This window comes from Pseudomonas fluorescens, assembly GCF_002022275.1.
GTDB lineage: Bacteria > Pseudomonadota > Gammaproteobacteria > Pseudomonadales > Pseudomonadaceae > Aquipseudomonas > Aquipseudomonas fluorescens_AJ.
In genome coordinates, this window is record NZ_MSDF01000059.1 from 100,627 (window position 1) to 119,340 (window position 18,714).

Genomic DNA, 18,714 nt, shown 5'->3' on the forward strand with positions numbered 1-18,714 from the left:
AGCCCCCCCACTCTGCTGGCTTGATCCTTACTAAACTTGCGACCCGCCAGGCCGACAAACTGGCACTATCACGCTAAATGACTCGCAGAGATAACGGACATGTCCCTACGCACCCTGCTCACCGCCCTCCTCCTGACCGCCAGCGCCTCGGCGATCGCCGACACCGAAGTCGTCAACCTGAGCAACCGCACCAGCGCCGATTTGCTGCCTGTCGCCCAGAATTTTATCGGCAAGGACGGCACCGTCAGCGCCTACGGCAACCAGCTCATTGTCAACGCCGACCCCGGCAAGATCCAGGACCTGCGCGCCCTGCTGTCTCAACTGGACACGCCCGCCAAGCGCCTGCTGATCACCGTAGACACCAATGAAAACAACCAGCAAAACACCGGCGACAGCCAAACGCGCATCATCAGCTACGGCACAACCAGCCGTGACGGCGGCGTTCAGCAGATCCAGGCCAGCGAAGGCGTGCCGGCACTGATCCAGGTCGGCCAGAGCGTGCCGCTGACCACCACGCAGCAAGACAGTTATGGGCGCCTGCAAAACCAGACCCAGTATCGCAACGTCACCCAGGGCTTTTACGTCACCGCCAGCGTCACCGGCGAGACCGTGCACCTGGCGATCAGTACCAACCGTGACCGCATGAGCCAGGAACGTCCCGATGTAGTGAACGTTCAGAGTACCGACACAACCGTCAGCGGACGCCTGGGCGAATGGATTCCTCTAGCCGGCATCAATCGCGAGACCCAAGCCGACAAATCCTCTACAACCCGCAGCTACTCTACTCAGGGCCGTGATGACCTGACTTTACGGGTCAAGGTCGACACTCTGAACTGAAGCACCAAAAACTGACTGGCGAGTCGTATTAGACTAAAGATGTAGTGCTTTGAAAAAAGCACTACAAAACGTTTGACGATCGAAAAAACCATGGGCATGATGGCCTCGCTCCCGCTAATCAGGGGCCCTGGCAAGGGCCTTCGGATCGCCGCTCTAAGCTACCCACCTGAGCCGATTCGTGTCTGTACCGCCCACAAGGTGTGTTTGACGAGGTTGCGACTGGAACGAAGTTGTCCCGAGGGACGGAAGCTAACCAGGTAACCCGGCTACACGCTGCTGAACACCCAAGGGCCCACGACGCCTGAAGACTGTTCTTGGTCTGCCTTTTACCTGCTCCCCTCTCGCGCCAATCGTTCATCCCGTCGCATTCCCCGCCAAACCCGACATGACCGCCTAAGCTTCTGGTCAGCGAGCAGCCCTGCCCACGCATTGAATGCACGGCTGGAAAACGGATCTTCTAAACGCGACGAGGTTTATCTCCATGGCACTGACACGCGAACAGCAAATTGCAGCCCTTGAAAAAGACTGGGCTGAAAACCCACGCTGGAAAGGCGTGACCCGCGCTTATTCCGCTGCTGACGTCGTCCGCCTGCGTGGCTCGGTTCAACCTGAGCACACCTTTGCAAAACTCGGCGCCGAGAAGCTGTGGAACCTGGTCACTCAAGGTGCCAAGCCTTCCTTCCGTCCCGACAAAGATTTCGTCAACTGCATGGGCGCCCTTACTGGCGGCCAGGCAGTGCAACAGGTAAAAGCCGGTATCCAGGCGATTTACCTGTCCGGCTGGCAAGTGGCAGCGGACAACAACTCCGCTGAATCCATGTACCCCGACCAATCGCTGTACCCGGTGGACTCGGTTCCGACCGTGGTCAAGCGCATCAACAACTCGTTCCGCCGTGCCGACCAGATCCAGTGGAAAGCCGGTAAAGGTCCGGGCGATGAAGGCTATATCGACTACTTCGCGCCAATCGTGGCTGACGCTGAAGCCGGTTTCGGCGGCGTACTGAACGCCTACGAGCTGATGAAGAGCATGATCGAGGCAGGCGCTGCCGGCGTGCACTTCGAAGACCAACTGGCGTCGGTGAAGAAATGCGGCCACATGGGCGGCAAGGTGCTGGTGCCAACCCAGGAAGCCGTACAAAAGCTGACCGCTGCCCGCCTGGCCGCTGACGTTGCCGGCACGCCGACCATCATCCTGGCGCGTACCGATGCCAACGCAGCTGACTTGCTGACCTCGGATTGCGACCCATACGACCAGCCGTTCGTGACTGGCGAACGTACTCAGGAAGGCTTCTACAAGGTACGTGCGGGCCTGGATCAAGCCATCGCCCGTGGCCTGGCCTACGCGCCGTACGCCGACCTGATCTGGTGCGAAACCGCCAAGCCGGACCTGGACGAAGCGCGTCGCTTTGCTGAAGCGATCAAGAAGGAATACCCGGACCAACTGCTGTCCTACAACTGCTCGCCTTCCTTCAACTGGAAGAAGAACCTGGACGACGCGACCATCGCCAAGTTCCAGCGTGAATTGTCTGCCATGGGTTACAAGCACCAGTTCATCACCCTGGCCGGCATTCACAACATGTGGCACAGCATGTTCAACCTGGCGCACGACTACGCCCGCAACGACATGACCGCTTACGTGAAGCTGCAGGAGCAGGAGTTTGCTGATGCTTCCAAGGGTTACACCTTCGTGGCGCACCAGCAGGAAGTGGGCACTGGCTACTTTGACGACATGACTACCGTGATTCAGGGCGGGTCTTCGTCGGTGACTGCACTGAAAGGCTCGACTGAAGAAGAGCAGTTTCACTAAGTAGCAACGAGTACACGGCCACTGCGGCCCCACGGAAGACCTAACTGCAGTGCCGCACAAAGATCACGCCCCGACTTGTTCGGGGCGTTTTTTTTGCGCCAAGGAAAGACCGCCCTGACACAATGAAGATCAAAATGTGGGAGCGGGCTTGCTCGCGAAAGCGGTGGTTCAGTCACTGATGCGCTAACTGACCCACCGCCTTCGCGAGCAAGCCCGCTCCCACAAGGGGAATGCATGCAATCGGAAGATTTTGTGCAAAACATTGATCCAGAGCGGTATCTGGCCGGATCAAATCGGTTAAAAGATCCGCTCCAGCAACTAAGCCGCAATCAAGCAAGTAACAACAACTTTCCCCGCCACACGAGAAACATTCGCTTAAACCCCGCGCAAACAATATTCATTATCATTTAGCGCATGAAAACTTCTTTACCGCTCAAACAAAACAGAATTGATCAAATGCCCGCTAATCCCCGCCCCGCAAGGCCTACAGCCCCAAGAAGGTGCACTATGTGCTTATTCCATCGAATAATTTCGCTATAGGAATTTTACTTGCCCGGTGTTTAGCCATAAAATCACCGCGATTGATTGCAGTGCGACATATCGTCACTGCATCGTTACTTTTTCGAGCTCAGAGACCTTTGCTCTCTGTTAAGGATTTCCAGCATGACCGAAGCGACAGGACTCATGGCCCACAACTGGGGCTTTGCCATTTTCCTCCTCGGTGTTGTCGGCCTCTGCGCCTTCATGCTCGGTGTCTCCAGCCTCCTCGGGTCAAAAGCCTGGGGCCGCAGCAAAAATGAACCGTTCGAGTCCGGCATGCTGCCTACAGGTGGCGCCCGATTGCGGCTCTCAGCCAAATTCTATCTGGTCGCGATGCTCTTCGTGATCTTCGATATCGAAGCCCTTTTTCTCTTTGCCTGGTCTGTGTCCGTCCGCGAAAGCGGCTGGACCGGATTCGTCGAAGCTCTCGTTTTCATAGCAATTCTGTTGGCAGGCCTTGTCTACCTATTCCGAGTGGGCGCCCTTGACTGGGCTCCGGAAGCTCGTCGTAAGCGGCAAGCGAAGCTGAAACAATGAGGCTTTGGCGATGCAATACAATCTCACCAGGATCGACCCGGATGCTCCTAACGATCAGTACCCTATCGGCGAACGCGAAACCGTTTCCGATCCGTTAGAAGATCAAGTCCACAAAAACATCTACATGGGCAAGCTCGAAGACGTGCTGAGTGGCGCGGTCAACTGGGGGCGTAAAAACTCCCTGTGGCCGTACAACTTCGGTCTTTCGTGCTGCTACGTGGAAATGACCACCGCCTTCACGGCGCCCCACGACATCGCGCGCTTTGGCGCCGAAGTTATCCGGGCATCACCGCGTCAGGCGGATTTCATGGTTATCGCCGGAACCTGCTTCATCAAGATGGCGCCGATCATTCAGCGTCTCTACGAGCAAATGCTCGAACCGAAGTGGGTTATTTCCATGGGTTCGTGCGCCAACTCCGGTGGCATGTACGACATCTACTCCGTCGTTCAAGGGGTGGACAAGTTCCTGCCCGTGGACGTCTACGTGCCTGGCTGCCCGCCTCGCCCTGAAGCATTTCTGCAAGGCTTGATGCTGTTGCAGGAATCGATCGGCAAGGAGCGTCGTCCGCTTTCCTGGGTCGTCGGCGATCAAGGCGTATACCGCGCCGAGATGCCTTCGCAAAAGGAAGAGCGCCGCGAACAGCGAATCGCAGTCACCAACCTGCGCAGCCCCGACGAAGTCTGATCCAGCCCCGCTTCTTTTATAGAACGAAAACCTGGCTTCATTCTTTACGTTGACCGAAAGCGATAAAAAACCATGACTACAGGCAGTGCTCTGTACATCCCGCCTTATAAGGCAGACGACCAGGATGTGGTTGTCGAACTCAATAACCGTTTTGGCCCTGACGCCTTCACCGCCCAGGCCACACGTACCGGTATGCCGGTGCTGTGGGTGGCGCGTGCCCGGCTCGTCGAAGTCCTGAGCTTCCTGCGCAACCTGCCCAAGCCGTACGTCATGCTCTATGACCTGCATGGCGTGGATGAGCGTCTGCGCACCAAGCGTCAAGGCCTGCCGAGCGGCGCCGACTTCACCGTGTTCTACCACCTGATGTCGCTGGAACGTAACAGCGACGTGATGATCAAGGTCGCCCTCTCCGAGAGCGACCTGAGCGTGCCGACCGTGACCGGTATCTGGCCGAACGCCAGCTGGTACGAGCGTGAAGTCTGGGACATGTTCGGGATCGATTTCCCGGGCCACCCGCACCTGACGCGCATCATGATGCCGCCGACCTGGGAAGGTCACCCGCTGCGCAAGGACTTCCCTGCGCGCGCCACCGAATTCGATCCGTTCAGCCTCAACCTCGCCAAGCAACAGCTTGAAGAGGAAGCTGCACGCTTCCGTCCGGAAGACTGGGGCATGAAACGCTCCGGCACCAACGAGGACTACATGTTCCTCAACCTGGGCCCGAACCACCCTTCGGCTCACGGTGCCTTCCGTATCATCCTGCAACTGGACGGTGAAGAAATCGTCGACTGCGTGCCGGACATCGGTTACCACCACCGTGGTGCCGAGAAGATGGCCGAGCGTCAGTCGTGGCACAGCTTCATTCCGTACACCGACCGTATCGACTACCTCGGCGGCGTGATGAACAACCTGCCGTACGTGCTCTCAGTCGAGAAGCTGGCCGGCATCAAGGTGCCGGACCGCGTCGACACCATCCGCATCATGATGGCCGAGTTCTTCCGCATCACCAGCCACCTGCTGTTCCTGGGTACTTACATCCAGGACGTCGGCGCAATGACCCCGGTGTTCTTCACCTTCACCGACCGTCAGCGCGCCTACAAGGTGATCGAAGCCATCACCGGTTTCCGCCTGCACCCGGCCTGGTACCGCATTGGCGGCGTAGCGCACGACCTGCCGAATGGCTGGGAGCGTCTGGTCAAGGAATTCATCGACTGGATGCCCAAGCGTCTGGACGAGTACCAAAAGGCTGCGCTGGATAACAGCATCCTCAAAGGCCGTACCATCGGCGTCGCTGCCTACAACACCAAAGAGGCCCTGGAATGGGGCGTCACCGGTGCAGGCCTGCGTTCGACTGGCTGCGATTTCGACCTGCGTAAAGCGCGCCCGTACTCCGGCTACGAGAACTTCGAATTCGAAGTGCCGCTGGCCGCGAATGGCGATGCTTACGACCGTTGCATCGTGCGCGTCGAAGAAATGCGCCAGAGCCTGAAGATCATTGAGCAGTGCATGCGCAACATGCCGGCTGGCCCGTACAAGGCGGATCACCCGCTGACCACGCCGCCGCCGAAAGAGCGCACGCTGCAGCACATCGAAACCCTGATCACGCACTTCCTGCAAGTTTCGTGGGGCCCGGTGATGCCGGCCAACGAATCCTTCCAGATGATTGAAGCGACCAAGGGTATCAACAGTTATTACCTGACGAGCGATGGCGGCACCATGAGCTACCGCACCCGGATTCGTACTCCAAGCTTCCCGCACTTGCAGCAGATCCCTTCGGTGATCAAAGGCGAGATGGTCGCGGACTTGATTGCGTACCTGGGTAGTATCGATTTCGTTATGGCCGACGTGGACCGCTAAGCATGAATAGCACGCTTATCCAGACAGACCGTTTCACCTTGAGTGAAACCGAGCGCTCGGCCATCGAGCACGAGCTGCATCACTACGAAGACCCGCGCGCGGCGTCGATCGAAGCCTTGAAGATCGTCCAGAAGGAACGTGGCTGGGTGCCGGACGGCGCCCTCTACGCCATCGGCGAACTGCTCGGCATTCCGGCGAGCGACGTTGAAGGGGTGGCCACGTTCTACAGCCAGATCTTCCGTCAGCCGGTCGGCCGCCACATCATTCGCGTGTGCGACAGCATGGTCTGCTACATCGGTGGCCACGAATCCGTGGTCAGCGAGATCCAGAGCAAGCTGGGCATTGGCCTGGGCCAAACCACCCCGGACGGCCGCTTCACGCTGCTGCCGGTGTGCTGCCTGGGCAACTGCGACAAGGCGCCGGCGTTGATGATCGACGACGACACATTCGGTGACGTGCAGCCTGCTGGCGTCACCCAATTGCTTGAGGGCTACCCATGACCCTTACATCTTTCGGCCCGGCCAACCTGATCAAGCGTTCGGCCGAGACTCATCCGCTGACCTGGCGTCTGCGTGACGACGGCGAGGCCGTATGGCTCGACGAGTACCAGGCCAAGAACGGTTACGCCGCTGCGCGCAAAGCCTTCGCCGACATGGCTCAGGACGACATCGTCCAGACCGTAAAAGACGCAGGCTTGAAAGGTCGCGGCGGTGCAGGCTTCCCCACGGGCGTGAAGTGGGGCCTGATGCCCAAAGACGAATCCATCAACATCCGTTACCTGCTGTGCAACGCGGATGAGATGGAGCCGAACACATGGAAAGACCGCATGCTGATGGAGCAACTGCCCCATCTGCTGATCGAAGGCATGCTGATCAGCGCCCGCGCGCTGAAAACCTACCGTGGCTACATCTTCCTGCGTGGCGAGTACACCACCGCCGCCAAGCACCTCAACCGTGCCGTCGAAGAAGCCAAGGCGGCGGGCCTGCTGGGCAAGAACATCCTCGGTTCGGGCTTTGACTTCGAACTGTTCGTGCACACCGGCGCCGGGCGTTACATCTGCGGTGAAGAAACCGCACTGATCAACTCCCTCGAAGGCCGCCGCGCCAACCCGCGTTCCAAGCCGCCCTTCCCTGCCGCCGTGGGCGTGTGGGGCAAGCCGACGTGCGTGAACAACGTTGAAACCCTGTGCAACGTGCCGGCGATCATCGCCGACGGCGTGGACTGGTACAAATCGTTGGCCCGCGAAGGCAGCGAAGACATGGGCACCAAGCTCATGGGCTTCTCCGGCAAGGTCAAGAACCCGGGCCTGTGGGAACTGCCATTCGGCGTGACCGCACGTGAGTTGTTCGAGGACTACGCCGGCGGCATGCGCGACGGCTACACCTTGAAAGCCTGGCAGCCAGGCGGCGCCGGTACCGGTTTCCTGTTGCCCGAGCACCTCGACGCACAAATGTATGCCGGCGGCATCGGCAAGGTCGGCACGCGTATGGGTACGGGTCTTGCGATGGCGGTGGACAACACCGTGAACATGGTCTCGTTGCTGCGCAACATGGAACAGTTCTTCTCCCGTGAATCCTGCGGCTTCTGCACCCCATGCCGTGACGGTTTGCCATGGAGCGTGAAGCTCTTGATGGCGATCGAGAAAGGTGAAGGCCAGCCAGGTGACATCGAGACCCTGTTGGGTCTCGTCGGTTTCCTCGGCCCGGGCAAGACCTTCTGTGCTCACGCACCGGGCGCCGTGGAGCCATTGGGCAGCGCCATCAAATACTTCCGCTCGGAGTTCGAAGCCGGCATCGCGCCTAAAAGCGCCGCCGTCCCGCCTCTGGCAAGGCCGATCGTAGTCGGCGCGTAACGCTTTAACAGGTGAAGGGTCCGTGCCCTTCGCCTTGTCATGGGTTGACGCCGTAAAGGCTGTGTTGACGCCCATGAATAACAAGATTCCATTAGCCACGCCCGCTGACAACGGGCCAACGAAGAACTTTGAACCATGGCCACTATCCACGTAGACGGCAAAGCGCTCGAAGTCGATGGGGCAGACAACCTGTTACAGGCATGTCTCTCACTAGGCCTCGACATCCCGTATTTCTGCTGGCACCCCGCGCTTGGTAGCGTCGGTGCCTGTCGCCAGTGTGCGGTCAAGCAATACACCGACGAGAACGACACCCGTGGTCGTATCGTCATGTCGTGCATGACCCCAGCCACCGACAACACCTGGATCTCCATCGAAGATGAAGAATCCAAGGCGTTCCGCGCCAGTGTCGTTGAATGGCTGATGACCAACCACCCCCACGACTGCCCGGTCTGTGAGGAAGGCGGTCACTGCCACCTGCAAGACATGACGGTGATGACCGGCCACAACGAGCGCCGTTATCGCTTCACCAAGCGTACCCACCAGAACCAGCAACTGGGCCCGTTCATTTCCCACGAAATGAACCGCTGCATCGCCTGCTATCGCTGCGTGCGCTTCTATAAAGACTACGCCGGCGGCACCGACCTGGGCGTCTTCGGCGCCCACGACAACGTGTACTTCGGTCGCGTTGAAGACGGCGTGCTCGAAAGCGAATTCTCCGGCAACCTCACCGAGGTCTGCCCGACCGGTGTGTTCACCGACAAGACGCACTCCGAGCGCTACAACCGTAAGTGGGACATGCAGTTCTCGCCGAGCATCTGCCATGGCTGCTCCAGCGGTTGCAACATCTCGCCGGGCGAGCGTTACGGCGAGCTGCGTCGCATCGAAAACCGCTTCAACGGTTCGGTCAACCAGTACTTCCTGTGCGACCGTGGCCGTTTCGGCTATGGCTACGTCAACGGCGAAGACCGCCCGCGCCAGCCATTGCTGGCCGGTGGCGCTAAGCTGAGCCTGGACGACGCACTGGATAAAGCCGCCGACCTGCTGCGCGGCCGCAACATTGTCGGTATCGGTTCGCCACGCGCCAGCCTCGAAAGCAACTACGCGTTGCGCGAGCTGGTTGGCGCCGAGCACTTCTACTCCGGTATCGAAGCCGCTGAGCTGGAGCGCATCCGTCTGGTCCTGCAAGTGCTGAACGACAGCCCGCTGCCGGTGCCGAACATGCGCGACATCGAAGACCACGATGCCATCTTCGTGCTCGGTGAAGACCTGACCCAGACCGCCGCGCGTATCGCGCTGTCGCTGCGTCAATCGGTCAAAGGCAAGGCTGAAGACATGGCCGACGCCATGCGCGTCCAGCCCTGGCTCGACGCCGCGGTGAAAAACATCGGCCAGCACGCGCTGAACCCACTGTTTATCGCCAGCCTGGCTGAAACCAAGCTCGACGACATCGCCGAAGAATGCGTCCACGCAGCACCGGACGACCTGGCCCGCATCGGTTTCGCCGTGGCTCACGCCCTCGACGCCAGCGCCCCTGCCGTCGAAGGCCTGGACACTGAAGCCGTTGAATTGGCCCAACGTATCGCCGACGCCCTGCTGGCCGCCAAGCGCCCATTGATCATCGCCGGTACCTCACTGGGTTCCAAAGCGCTGATCGAAGCCGCTGCCAACATCGCCAAAGCCTTGAAGCTGCGTGACAAGAACGGTTCCATCAGCCTGGTCGTGCCGGAAGCCAACAGCCTCGGCCTGGCCATGCTCGGTGGCGAGTCCCTGGACGCTGCCCTGCAAGCCGTGATCGACGGCAACGCCGACGCGATCGTGGTACTGGAAAACGACCTTTACACCCGCACCGATGCCGCCAAGGTTGACGCGGCACTGGACGCTGCCAAGGTCCTGATCGTTGCCGACCACCAGAAAACTGCCACCAGCGAGCGTGCCCACCTGGTGCTGCCGGCCGCCACCTTCGCCGAAGGCGACGGTACCCTGGTCAGCCAGGAAGGCCGCGCCCAGCGCTTCTTCCAGGTGTTCGATCCGAAGTACATGGACGCCAGCATCCTGGTTCACGAAGGCTGGCGCTGGCTGCATGCCCTGCGCGCGACCCTGCTGAACCAGCCGATCGACTGGACCCAGCTCGACCACGTGACCGCAGCCGCCGCTGCCAGCGCGCCGCAGCTGGCACGCATCGTCGACGCCGCACCGTCCGCCTCGTTCCGCATCAAGGGCATGAAACTCGCCCGTGAGCCGCTGCGTTACTCCGGTCGTACCGCCATGCGCGCCGATATCAGCGTGCACGAACCGCGTACGCCGCAAGACCCTGACACCGCGTTCGCCTTCTCCATGGAAGGTTACTCGGGTTCGGTCGAGCCACGTCAACAGGTGCCGTTTGCCTGGTCGCCGGGCTGGAACTCGCCGCAAGCCTGGAACAAGTTCCAGGACGAAGTCGGTGGTCATATCCGCGCTGGCGACCCGGGCACCCGCCTGATCGAAAGCACTGGTGATTCGCTGAACTGGTTCGCCGCCGTACCGCGTCCGTTCAACCCGGCTCAGGGTACCTGGCAGGTTGTGCCGTTCTTCCACCTGTTCGGCAGCGAAGAGACTTCTTCCAAAGCCGCGCCGGTGCAAGAACGCATCCCGGCCGCCTACGTGTCTGTGGCCAAGTCCGAAGCTGATCGCCTGGGCGTCAACGACGGTGCCCTGCTCAGCCTGACCGTGGCCGGCCAGACCCTGCGCCTGCCGCTGCGCATCAACGATGAATTGGGTGCAGGCCTGGTCGCACTGCCTAAAGGCATCGCCGGTATTCCAGCGGCCATCTTTGGCAAAACCGTTGACGGTCTGCAGGAGGCAGCGCAATGACCTGGTTCACCCCTGAAGTGATCGACGTGATCATCTCGGTCGTCAAGGCCATCGTGATCCTGTTGGCCGTGGTCGTTGCGGGCGCCCTGCTCAGCTTCGTCGAACGTCGCCTGCTGGGCTGGTGGCAGGACCGTTACGGTCCGAACCGCGTTGGCCCGTTCGGCATGTTCCAGATCGCTGCCGACATGCTGAAAATGTTCTTCAAGGAAGACTGGACCCCGCCGTTTGCCGACAAGGTGATCTTCACCCTGGCACCGGTCGTGGCCATGAGCGCCTTGCTGATCGCCTTTGCGGTCATCCCGATCACCCCGACCTGGGGCGTGGCGGACCTGAACATCGGCTTGCTGTTCTTCTTCGCCATGGCCGGTTTGTCGGTCTACGCGGTGCTGTTCGCCGGTTGGTCGAGCAACAACAAGTTCGCCCTCTTGGGCAGCTTGCGGGCTTCGGCCCAGACCGTGTCCTATGAAGTGTTCATGGGCCTCGCGCTGATGGGCATCGTGGTGCAGGTCGGCTCGTTCAACATGCGCGACATCGTCGAGTACCAGGCGCAGAACCTGTGGTTCATCATTCCGCAGTTCTTCGGCTTCTGTACCTTCTTCATCGCTGGCGTCGCCGTGACTCACCGTCACCCGTTCGACCAACCGGAAGCGGAACAGGAACTGGCTGACGGTTACCACATTGAATACGCCGGCATGAAATGGGGCATGTTCTTCGTTGGCGAATACATCGGCATCATCTTGATCTCGGCTCTGCTGGTCACGCTGTTCTTCGGCGGCTGGCACGGCCCGTTCAACATCCTGCCGCAACTGGCGTTCTTCTGGTTCTTCTTGAAGACGGCGTTCTTCATCATGCTGTTCATCCTGCTGCGCGCCTCTATTCCGCGCCCGCGCTATGACCAGGTGATGGATTTCAGCTGGAGATTCTGCCTGCCGCTGACCCTGATCAATTTGCTGGTGACTGCTGCCGTTGTGTTGTTGAACACGCCAGCGGCCGCGGTTCAGTGAGGATTTGACCCATGTTCAAATATATTGGCGACATCGTTAAGGGTACCGGTACCCAGTTGCGAAGCCTGGTGATGGTGTTCGGTCACGGCTTTCGCAAACGCGACACCCTGCAATACCCGGAAGAAGCGGTGTACCTGCCGCCGCGCTATCGCGGCCGCATCGTATTGACCCGCGACCCCGATGGCGAAGAGCGTTGCGTAGCCTGCAACCTGTGCGCCGTGGCGTGCCCGGTGGGTTGCATCTCCCTGCAGAAAGCTGAAACCGAAGACGGTCGCTGGTACCCGGACTTCTTCCGCATCAACTTCTCGCGCTGCATTTTCTGCGGCCTCTGCGAGGAAGCTTGCCCGACCACCGCAATCCAGCTGACACCGGATTTCGAGATGGCCGAGTTCAAACGTCAGGACCTGGTGTACGAGAAAGAAGATCTGCTGATCTCTGGTCCCGGTAAAAACCCTGATTACAACTTCTATCGTGTTGCAGGTATGGCCGTTGCCGGTAAGCCGAAAGGCGCCGCACAAAACGAAGCCGAGCCGATCAACGTGAAGAGCTTGCTGCCTTAAGGAAGAAAGATGGAATTCGCTTTCTATTTCGCGTCCGGTATTGCAGTGGTGTCCACGCTTCGCGTGATCACCAACACCAATCCTGTGCACGCCCTGCTCTACCTGATCATTTCGTTGATCGCCGTGGCCATGACCTTTTTCGCACTCGGCGCTCCATTCGCCGGTGTGCTGGAAGTGATCGCCTACGCCGGCGCCATCATGGTGCTGTTCGTGTTTGTGGTGATGATGCTCAACCTCGGGCCGGCTTCGGTCGCCCAGGAACGCGTCTGGCTCAAGCCCGGCATCTGGCTCGGCCCGGTGATCCTGGCAGCCCTGCTGCTGGGTGAACTGCTGTATGTGCTGTTCGCTCACCAGAGCGGCCAGGCCATCGGCCACACCACCGTAGACGCGAAGGCCGTAGGCATCAGCCTGTTCGGCCCGTACCTGCTGGTGGTCGAACTGGCTTCGATGCTGCTGCTCGCTGCAGCCATCACCGCCTTCCACTTGGGCCGCAACGAAGCCAAGGAGCAATGACGATGCCTGCTATCCCTTTGGAGCATGGTCTGGCGGTCGCCGGCATCCTGTTCTGCCTTGGCCTGGTCGGCCTGATGGTTCGCCGTAACATTCTGTTCGTGTTGATGAGCCTGGAAATCATGATGAACGCCGCCGCACTGGCGTTTATCGTTGCGGGTGCACGTTGGGGCCAGCCGGATGGACAAGTCATGTTCATCCTGGTGATCAGCCTGGCAGCCGCCGAGGCCAGTATTGGCCTGGCGATCCTGCTGCAACTGTATCGTCGCTTCCACACGCTTGATATCGACGCTGCCAGTGAGATGCGCGGATGAACATGATCTTTCTGACGTTTGTATTCCCCCTGATCGGTTTCCTGCTGCTGTCGTTCTCCCGTGGACGCTGGTCTGAAAACCTCTCCGCCCTGGTGGGCGTGGGTTCCATTGGCCTGTCGGCCATCGTGGCCGCCTACGTCATCTGGCAATTCAACGTGGCACCGCCGGAAGGCGGCCACTACACCCTGGTGCTGTGGCAGTGGATGTCGGTGGAGGGCTTCAAGCCCAACTTCGCCCTCTACGTCGACGGCCTGTCGATCACCATGCTCGGCGTGGTGGTGGGTGTGGGCTTCCTGATCCACCTGTTCGCGTCCTGGTACATGCGCGGTGAGGCCGGTTACTCGCGCTTCTTCGCCTACACCAACCTGTTTATCGCCAGCATGCTGTTCCTGGTACTCGGCGATAACCTGTTGTTCCTGTACTTCGGCTGGGAAGGCGTGGGCCTGTGCTCGTACCTGTTGATCGGTTTCTACTACAGCAACCGCAACAACGGTAACGCAGCCCTTAAAGCCTTCATCGTGACCCGCATCGGCGACGTGTTCATGGCCATCGGCCTGTTCATCCTGTTCCAACAGGTGGGCACGCTGAATATCCAGGAACTGCTGGTGCTGGCGCCGCAGAAATTCCAGGTCGGCGACTTCTGGATCACCCTGGCGACCCTGATGCTGCTGGGTGGCGCTGTCGGTAAATCCGCGCAACTGCCACTGCAAACCTGGCTGGCAGATGCGATGGCCGGTCCTACCCCGGTTTCCGCACTGATCCACGCCGCAACCATGGTTACTGCCGGTGTCTACCTGATCGCGCGTACCCACGGCCTGTTCACCCTGGCGCCGGAAATCCTGCATCTTGTAGGACTGGTCGGTGGCGTGACACTCGTACTGGCCGGCTTCGCCGCGCTGGTGCAGACCGACATCAAGCGTATCCTCGCCTACTCGACCATGAGCCAGATCGGCTACATGTTCCTGGCCCTCGGCGTTGGTGCCTGGGACGCGGCGATCTTCCACCTGATGACCCACGCCTTCTTCAAGGCCCTGCTGTTCCTCGCTTCCGGTGCGGTGATCGTTGCCTGCCACCACGAGCAGAACATCTTCAAGATGGGCGGCCTGTGGAAGAAATTGCCGTTGGCCTACGCCAGCTTCATCGTCGGTGGTGCCGCGCTGGCTGCCCTGCCGCTGGTGACCGCAGGTTTCTATTCGAAAGACGAAATCCTCTGGGAAGCTTTCGCCAGCGGTAACCAGAACCTGCTGTACGCAGGCCTGGTCGGTGCGTTCATGACCTCGCTGTACACCTTCCGCCTGATCTTCATCACGTTCCACGGTGAAGCCAAGACCGAAGCACACGCAGGCCACGGCATTTCCCACTGGTTGCCGCTGTCGGTACTGATCGTGCTGTCGACCTTCATCGGCGCGCTGATCACGCCACCACTGGCCGGTGTACTGCCGGAAAGCGCCGGCCATGCCGGTGGCGCCGCCAAGCACAGCCTGGAAATCGCCTCGGGCGCCATCGCCATCGCCGGTATCCTGCTGGCCGCGTTGCTGTTCCTCGGCAAGCGTCGCTTCGTGACGACCGTTGCCAACAGTGGCATCGGCCGCTTCCTGTCGGCCTGGTGGTTCGCTGCCTGGGGCTTCGACTGGATCTACGACAAACTGTTCGTCAAGCCTTACCTGGCCATCAGCCACGTACTGCGCAAAGACCCGCTCGACCAGACCATCGGTTTGATCCCGCGCGCCGCCAAGGCCGGTCACACCGCCCTGAGCCGCAGCGAAACCGGTCAATTGCGTTGGTATGCAGCCTCCATGGCCATCGGTGCCGTGCTGGTGATCGGCGCCATCGTTTTGGTAGCGGTCTGACTATGAACCTTTTGAACTTTGCGAACCTGCGAAAGGAAACGAGCCTGTCATGATTCTGCCCTGGCTAATCCTGATCCCCTTTATCGGCGGCCTGCTCTGCTGGATGGGTGAACGCTTCGGCGCCACCCTCCCCCGCTGGATTGCGTTGCTGACCATGTCCCTGGAACTCGCGCTCGGCCTCTGGCTGTGGGCCCATGGCGACTATTCATTCGCTCCGGCACCGGGTGCCGATCCCACCTTCGCGCTTGAGTTCAAGCACGTGTGGATCCAGCGCTTCGGCATCAACGTGCACCTGGCCCTCGACGGCCTGTCGCTGTTGATGATCCTGCTGACCGGCCTGCTGGGTATCCTCTCGGTACTCTGCTCCTGGAAAGAAATTCAGCGTCACGTGGGCTTCTTCCACCTGAACCTGATGTGGATCCTGGGCGGTGTTGTCGGCGTGTTCCTTGCGCTGGACCTGTTCATGTTCTTCTTCTTCTGGGAAATGATGCTGGTGCCGATGTACTTCCTCATCGCGCTCTGGGGTCACAGTTCTTCGGACGGCAAGAAAACCCGGATTTACGCGGCGACCAAGTTCTTCATCTTCACCCAGGCTTCCGGCCTGATCATGTTGGTGGCGATCGTCGGTCTGGTGCTGGTCAACTTCAACAACACCGGCGTGATTACCTTCAACTACGCCGACCTGTTGAAAACCAAGATGTCACTCACCACCGAGTACATCCTGATGCTCGGCTTCTTCATCGCCTTCGCGGTGAAGCTGCCGGTCGTACCGTTCCACTCCTGGCTGCCGGATGCTCACGCCCAGGCGCCAACGGCAGGCTCGGTCGACTTGGCCGGTATCCTGTTGAAGACCGCCGCTTACGGCCTGCTGCGTTTCGCCCTGCCGCTGTTCCCGAATGCCTCGGCCGAGTTCGCGCCGATCGCCATGACCCTCGGTCTGATCGGGATCTTCTACGGTGCTTTCCTGGCCTTCGCACAAACCGACATCAAGCGTCTGATTGCCTTCTCGTCCGTTTCCCACATGGGCTTCGTACTGATCGGCATCTACTCCGGCAGCCAGCTGGCGCTGCAAGGCGCAGTGATCCAGATGTTGGCCCACGGTGTTTCGGCCGCCGCGCTGTTTATCCTCAGTGGTCAGCTGTACGAGCGCCTGCACACCCGTGACATGCGTGAAATGGGTGGCGTGTGGTCGCGCATCGCGTACCTGCCCGCCATCAGCCTGTTCTTCGCTGCCGCGTCGCTGGGCTTGCCGGGCACCGGTAACTTCATCGGCGAGTTCCTGATCCTGATGGGCGCGTTTGTGCAGACGCCGTGGATCAGTGCCATTGCTACCTCGGGCCTGGTGTTTGGTTCGGTTTACTCGCTGATCATGATCCACCGCGCCTACTTCGGCCCGGCCAAGTCCGACACCGTCCTGCAAGGGATGGATGCTCGCGAACTGATCATGGTGCTCGGCCTTGCGGTACTGCTGATCTACATCGGCGTGTACCCGCAACCGTTCCTGGACACTTCTGCCGCGACGATGCATGGCGTGCAGCAGTGGTTCGGCACCGCCTTCTCTCAACTCGCTTCGGCCCGGTAAGAGCGCTATGGAATTCACGATCCAACACTTTATCGCGCTTGCGCCGCTGCTGATTACCAGCCTCACCGTTGTGGCGGTGATGCTGGCAATCGCCTGGCGCCGCAATCACTCGCAAACGTTCCTGCTGTCCTGTGCCGGTTTGAACCTGGCCCTGCTGTCGATCATTCCGGCCCTCAAGGTCGCGCCACTGGCGGTGACGCCTTTGATGATGATCGATGACTTCGCGCTGCTGTACATCGCGTTGATCCTTGTGGCGACACTGGCCTGCGTCACCCTCGCCCACGCTTACCTCGGCGAAGGCGGCACCGGCTACCCGGGCAACAAGGAAGAGTTGTACCTGCTGATCCTGCTGGCTGCGGCCGGTGGCATCGTGCTGGTCAGCGCACAGCACCTGGCCGGTTTGTTCATCGGCCTGGAACTGCTGTCGATCCCGACCTACGGCCTGGTGGCTTACGCGTTCTTCAACAAGCGCTCGCTGGAAGCCGGCATCAAATATATGGTGCTGTCGGCCGCCGGTTCCGCGTTCCTGTTGTTTGGTATGGCCCTGCTCTACGCAGAAGCCGGCAGCCTGAGCTTCACCGGTATCGGTCACGCTCTGGCCACCACCCACATGCCTGCGCCGATTGCCCAACTCGGCCTGGCGATGATGCTGATCGGCCTGGCATTCAAGCTCTCCCTGGTGCCGTTCCACTTGTGGACCCCGGACGTATACGAAGGCGCCCCGGCGCCGGTGGCTGCGTTCCTGGCGACCGCGTCCAAGGTTGCAGTGTTTGCGGTGATGGTGCGTCTGTTCCAGATCTCCCCTGCTGCCAACACCGGCGTGCTGAGCACCGTGCTGACCGTGATCGCCATTGCGTCGATCCTGTTCGGTAACCTGCTGGCGCTGACCCAGAACAACCTTAAGCGTCTGCTCGGTTACTCCTCCATCGCTCACTTCGGCTACCTGCTGATCGCCCTGGTGGCGAGCAAAGGCCTGGCCGTGGAGGCCATGGGCGTGTACCTGGTCACCTACGTGATCACCAGCCTGGGTGCATTCGGCGTGATTACGCTGATGTCTTCGCCGTTCAAAGGCCGTGACGCCGACGCCCTGTACGAGTATCGCGGCCTGTTCTGGCGCCGTCCGTACCTGACTGCCGTACTGACCGTGATGATGCTGTCGCTGGCGGGTATTCCGCTGACTGCGGGCTTTATCGGCAAGTTCTACATCGTCGCTACCGGTGTTGAAGCCCATGAATGGTGGTTGGTCGCCTCCCTGGTGCTGGGTAGTGCCATTGGCGTGTTCTACTACCTGCGTGTGATGGTGACCCTGTACCTGATCGAGCCAAACCTGCGCCGTGTGGATGCCGAGCTGCATTGGGAACAGAAGGCAGGCGGCGTGATGCTGCTGGCCATCGCTCTGCTTGCGTTCTTCCTGGGTGTTTACCCGCAGCCGTTGCTCACTCTGGTGCAGCACGCGGTGTTGGGCGTTTGATCGCTTAAGCTGATGCAGTAGACAGAACGGCGCCTTTGGGCGCCGTTTTTGCGTTCTTGGGAGATGGTCTGGTGAGTACATATCCGTTGTTTGGGTGATGGCTTATATCGGTTCCGCCCTTACGGCGGGTCACTTTGGAAAAGAGCCCCAAAGTAACCAAAGGGCTCTTGCCCCAACACTCGGCACCTCGCCTAGGCTCGGTGTGCCCTCACTCCGGCTTGAATCCGTGGGCCGCCGCGATGGGCCATCCTTGGCCCAGCGCGGCTAACCCGGCGTCCTGCCGGGTTACCCACGGATTCAAGCCTGCGTTCGGCCAGCGTGGTTAACGGGGCGCCTCAGATCAAGATCAAAATCTAAAGCACGGCGGCCTGAGAGCCGACCTGAGTGGTTGGATCAAAGCGCTGTTTTTGCTAGAGCAGACCGCGTTCCCCCAGACAAAATGGAGATCCAAATGTGGG

At 60.2% G+C, this 18,714-nt stretch carries 15 protein-coding genes; all 15 read left to right on the forward strand.

Annotation, left to right across the window (positions count from 1 at the left end; translation table 11 throughout):
- Window positions 1-99 precede the first annotated feature (99 nt).
- The 15 genes from BFW87_RS29825 to nuoN all read left to right on the forward strand — a co-directional run bounded on the left by BFW87_RS29825 (window position 100) and on the right by nuoN (window position 18,256).
- Complete coding sequence (locus BFW87_RS29825) at window positions 100-837, forward strand: secretin N-terminal domain-containing protein (RefSeq protein WP_078743300.1); 738 nt, start codon at window positions 100-102, stop codon at window positions 835-837.
- Window positions 838-1,318: 481 nt separating this feature from the next.
- Entirely contained in the window at window positions 1,319-2,644 is a 1,326-nt protein-coding gene (gene aceA / locus BFW87_RS29830; protein ID WP_078743301.1) for an isocitrate lyase, read from the forward strand.
- Between the two features lie 663 nt (window positions 2,645-3,307).
- A complete protein-coding gene (locus tag BFW87_RS29835; RefSeq protein WP_003219575.1) occupies window positions 3,308-3,721 on the forward strand; it encodes an NADH-quinone oxidoreductase subunit A in 414 nt (137 codons plus the stop codon).
- Between the two features lie 10 nt (window positions 3,722-3,731).
- Window positions 3,732-4,406, forward strand: a complete 675-nt coding sequence (locus tag BFW87_RS29840) for a NuoB/complex I 20 kDa subunit family protein (protein ID WP_016975544.1) — start codon at window positions 3,732-3,734, stop codon at window positions 4,404-4,406.
- A gap of 72 nt (window positions 4,407-4,478) precedes the next feature.
- Window positions 4,479-6,263, forward strand: a complete 1,785-nt coding sequence (gene nuoC, locus BFW87_RS29845) for an NADH-quinone oxidoreductase subunit C/D (protein WP_078743302.1) — start codon at window positions 4,479-4,481, stop codon at window positions 6,261-6,263.
- A gap of 2 nt (window positions 6,264-6,265) precedes the next feature.
- Window positions 6,266-6,763 (forward strand): NADH-quinone oxidoreductase subunit NuoE, encoded by a 498-nt coding sequence (nuoE, locus tag BFW87_RS29850; RefSeq protein WP_078743303.1) that lies wholly within the window; start codon window positions 6,266-6,268, stop codon window positions 6,761-6,763.
- Entirely contained in the window at window positions 6,760-8,115 is a 1,356-nt protein-coding gene (nuoF, locus tag BFW87_RS29855) for an NADH-quinone oxidoreductase subunit NuoF (RefSeq protein ID WP_078743304.1), read from the forward strand. Before nuoE ends, nuoF begins: the two co-directional genes overlap by 4 nt.
- Window positions 8,116-8,250: 135 nt before the next feature.
- Entirely contained in the window at window positions 8,251-10,965 is a 2,715-nt protein-coding gene (gene nuoG, locus BFW87_RS29860; RefSeq protein ID WP_078743305.1) for an NADH-quinone oxidoreductase subunit NuoG, read from the forward strand.
- Window positions 10,962-11,969, forward strand: coding sequence for an NADH-quinone oxidoreductase subunit NuoH (gene nuoH / locus BFW87_RS29865; protein WP_078743306.1), 1,008 nt, complete (start codon window positions 10,962-10,964; stop codon window positions 11,967-11,969). The genes nuoG and nuoH overlap by 4 nt, the downstream gene beginning before the upstream one ends.
- 11 nt (window positions 11,970-11,980) lie before the next feature.
- Complete coding sequence (gene nuoI, locus BFW87_RS29870) at window positions 11,981-12,529, forward strand: NADH-quinone oxidoreductase subunit NuoI (protein ID WP_003174725.1); 549 nt, start codon at window positions 11,981-11,983, stop codon at window positions 12,527-12,529.
- A 9-nt stretch (window positions 12,530-12,538) separates the two neighbouring features.
- The gene (gene nuoJ, locus BFW87_RS29875; RefSeq protein ID WP_016974946.1) at window positions 12,539-13,042 is read left to right on the forward strand and encodes an NADH-quinone oxidoreductase subunit J; all 504 of its coding nucleotides are present in this window, start codon (window positions 12,539-12,541) and stop codon (window positions 13,040-13,042) included.
- Window positions 13,043-13,044: 2 nt separating this feature from the next.
- The gene (nuoK, locus tag BFW87_RS29880; protein WP_003174727.1) at window positions 13,045-13,353 is read left to right on the forward strand and encodes an NADH-quinone oxidoreductase subunit NuoK; all 309 of its coding nucleotides are present in this window, start codon (window positions 13,045-13,047) and stop codon (window positions 13,351-13,353) included.
- A complete protein-coding gene (gene nuoL, locus BFW87_RS29885; RefSeq protein WP_078743307.1) occupies window positions 13,350-15,203 on the forward strand; it encodes an NADH-quinone oxidoreductase subunit L in 1,854 nt (617 codons plus the stop codon). The genes nuoK and nuoL overlap by 4 nt, the downstream gene beginning before the upstream one ends.
- Window positions 15,204-15,252: 49 nt before the next feature.
- A complete protein-coding gene (gene nuoM / locus BFW87_RS29890) occupies window positions 15,253-16,785 on the forward strand; it encodes an NADH-quinone oxidoreductase subunit M (RefSeq protein WP_078743308.1) in 1,533 nt (510 codons plus the stop codon).
- A gap of 7 nt (window positions 16,786-16,792) precedes the next feature.
- Window positions 16,793-18,256, forward strand: a complete 1,464-nt coding sequence (gene nuoN, locus BFW87_RS29895; RefSeq protein ID WP_078743309.1) for an NADH-quinone oxidoreductase subunit NuoN — start codon at window positions 16,793-16,795, stop codon at window positions 18,254-18,256.
- Window positions 18,257-18,714 lie beyond the last annotated feature (458 nt).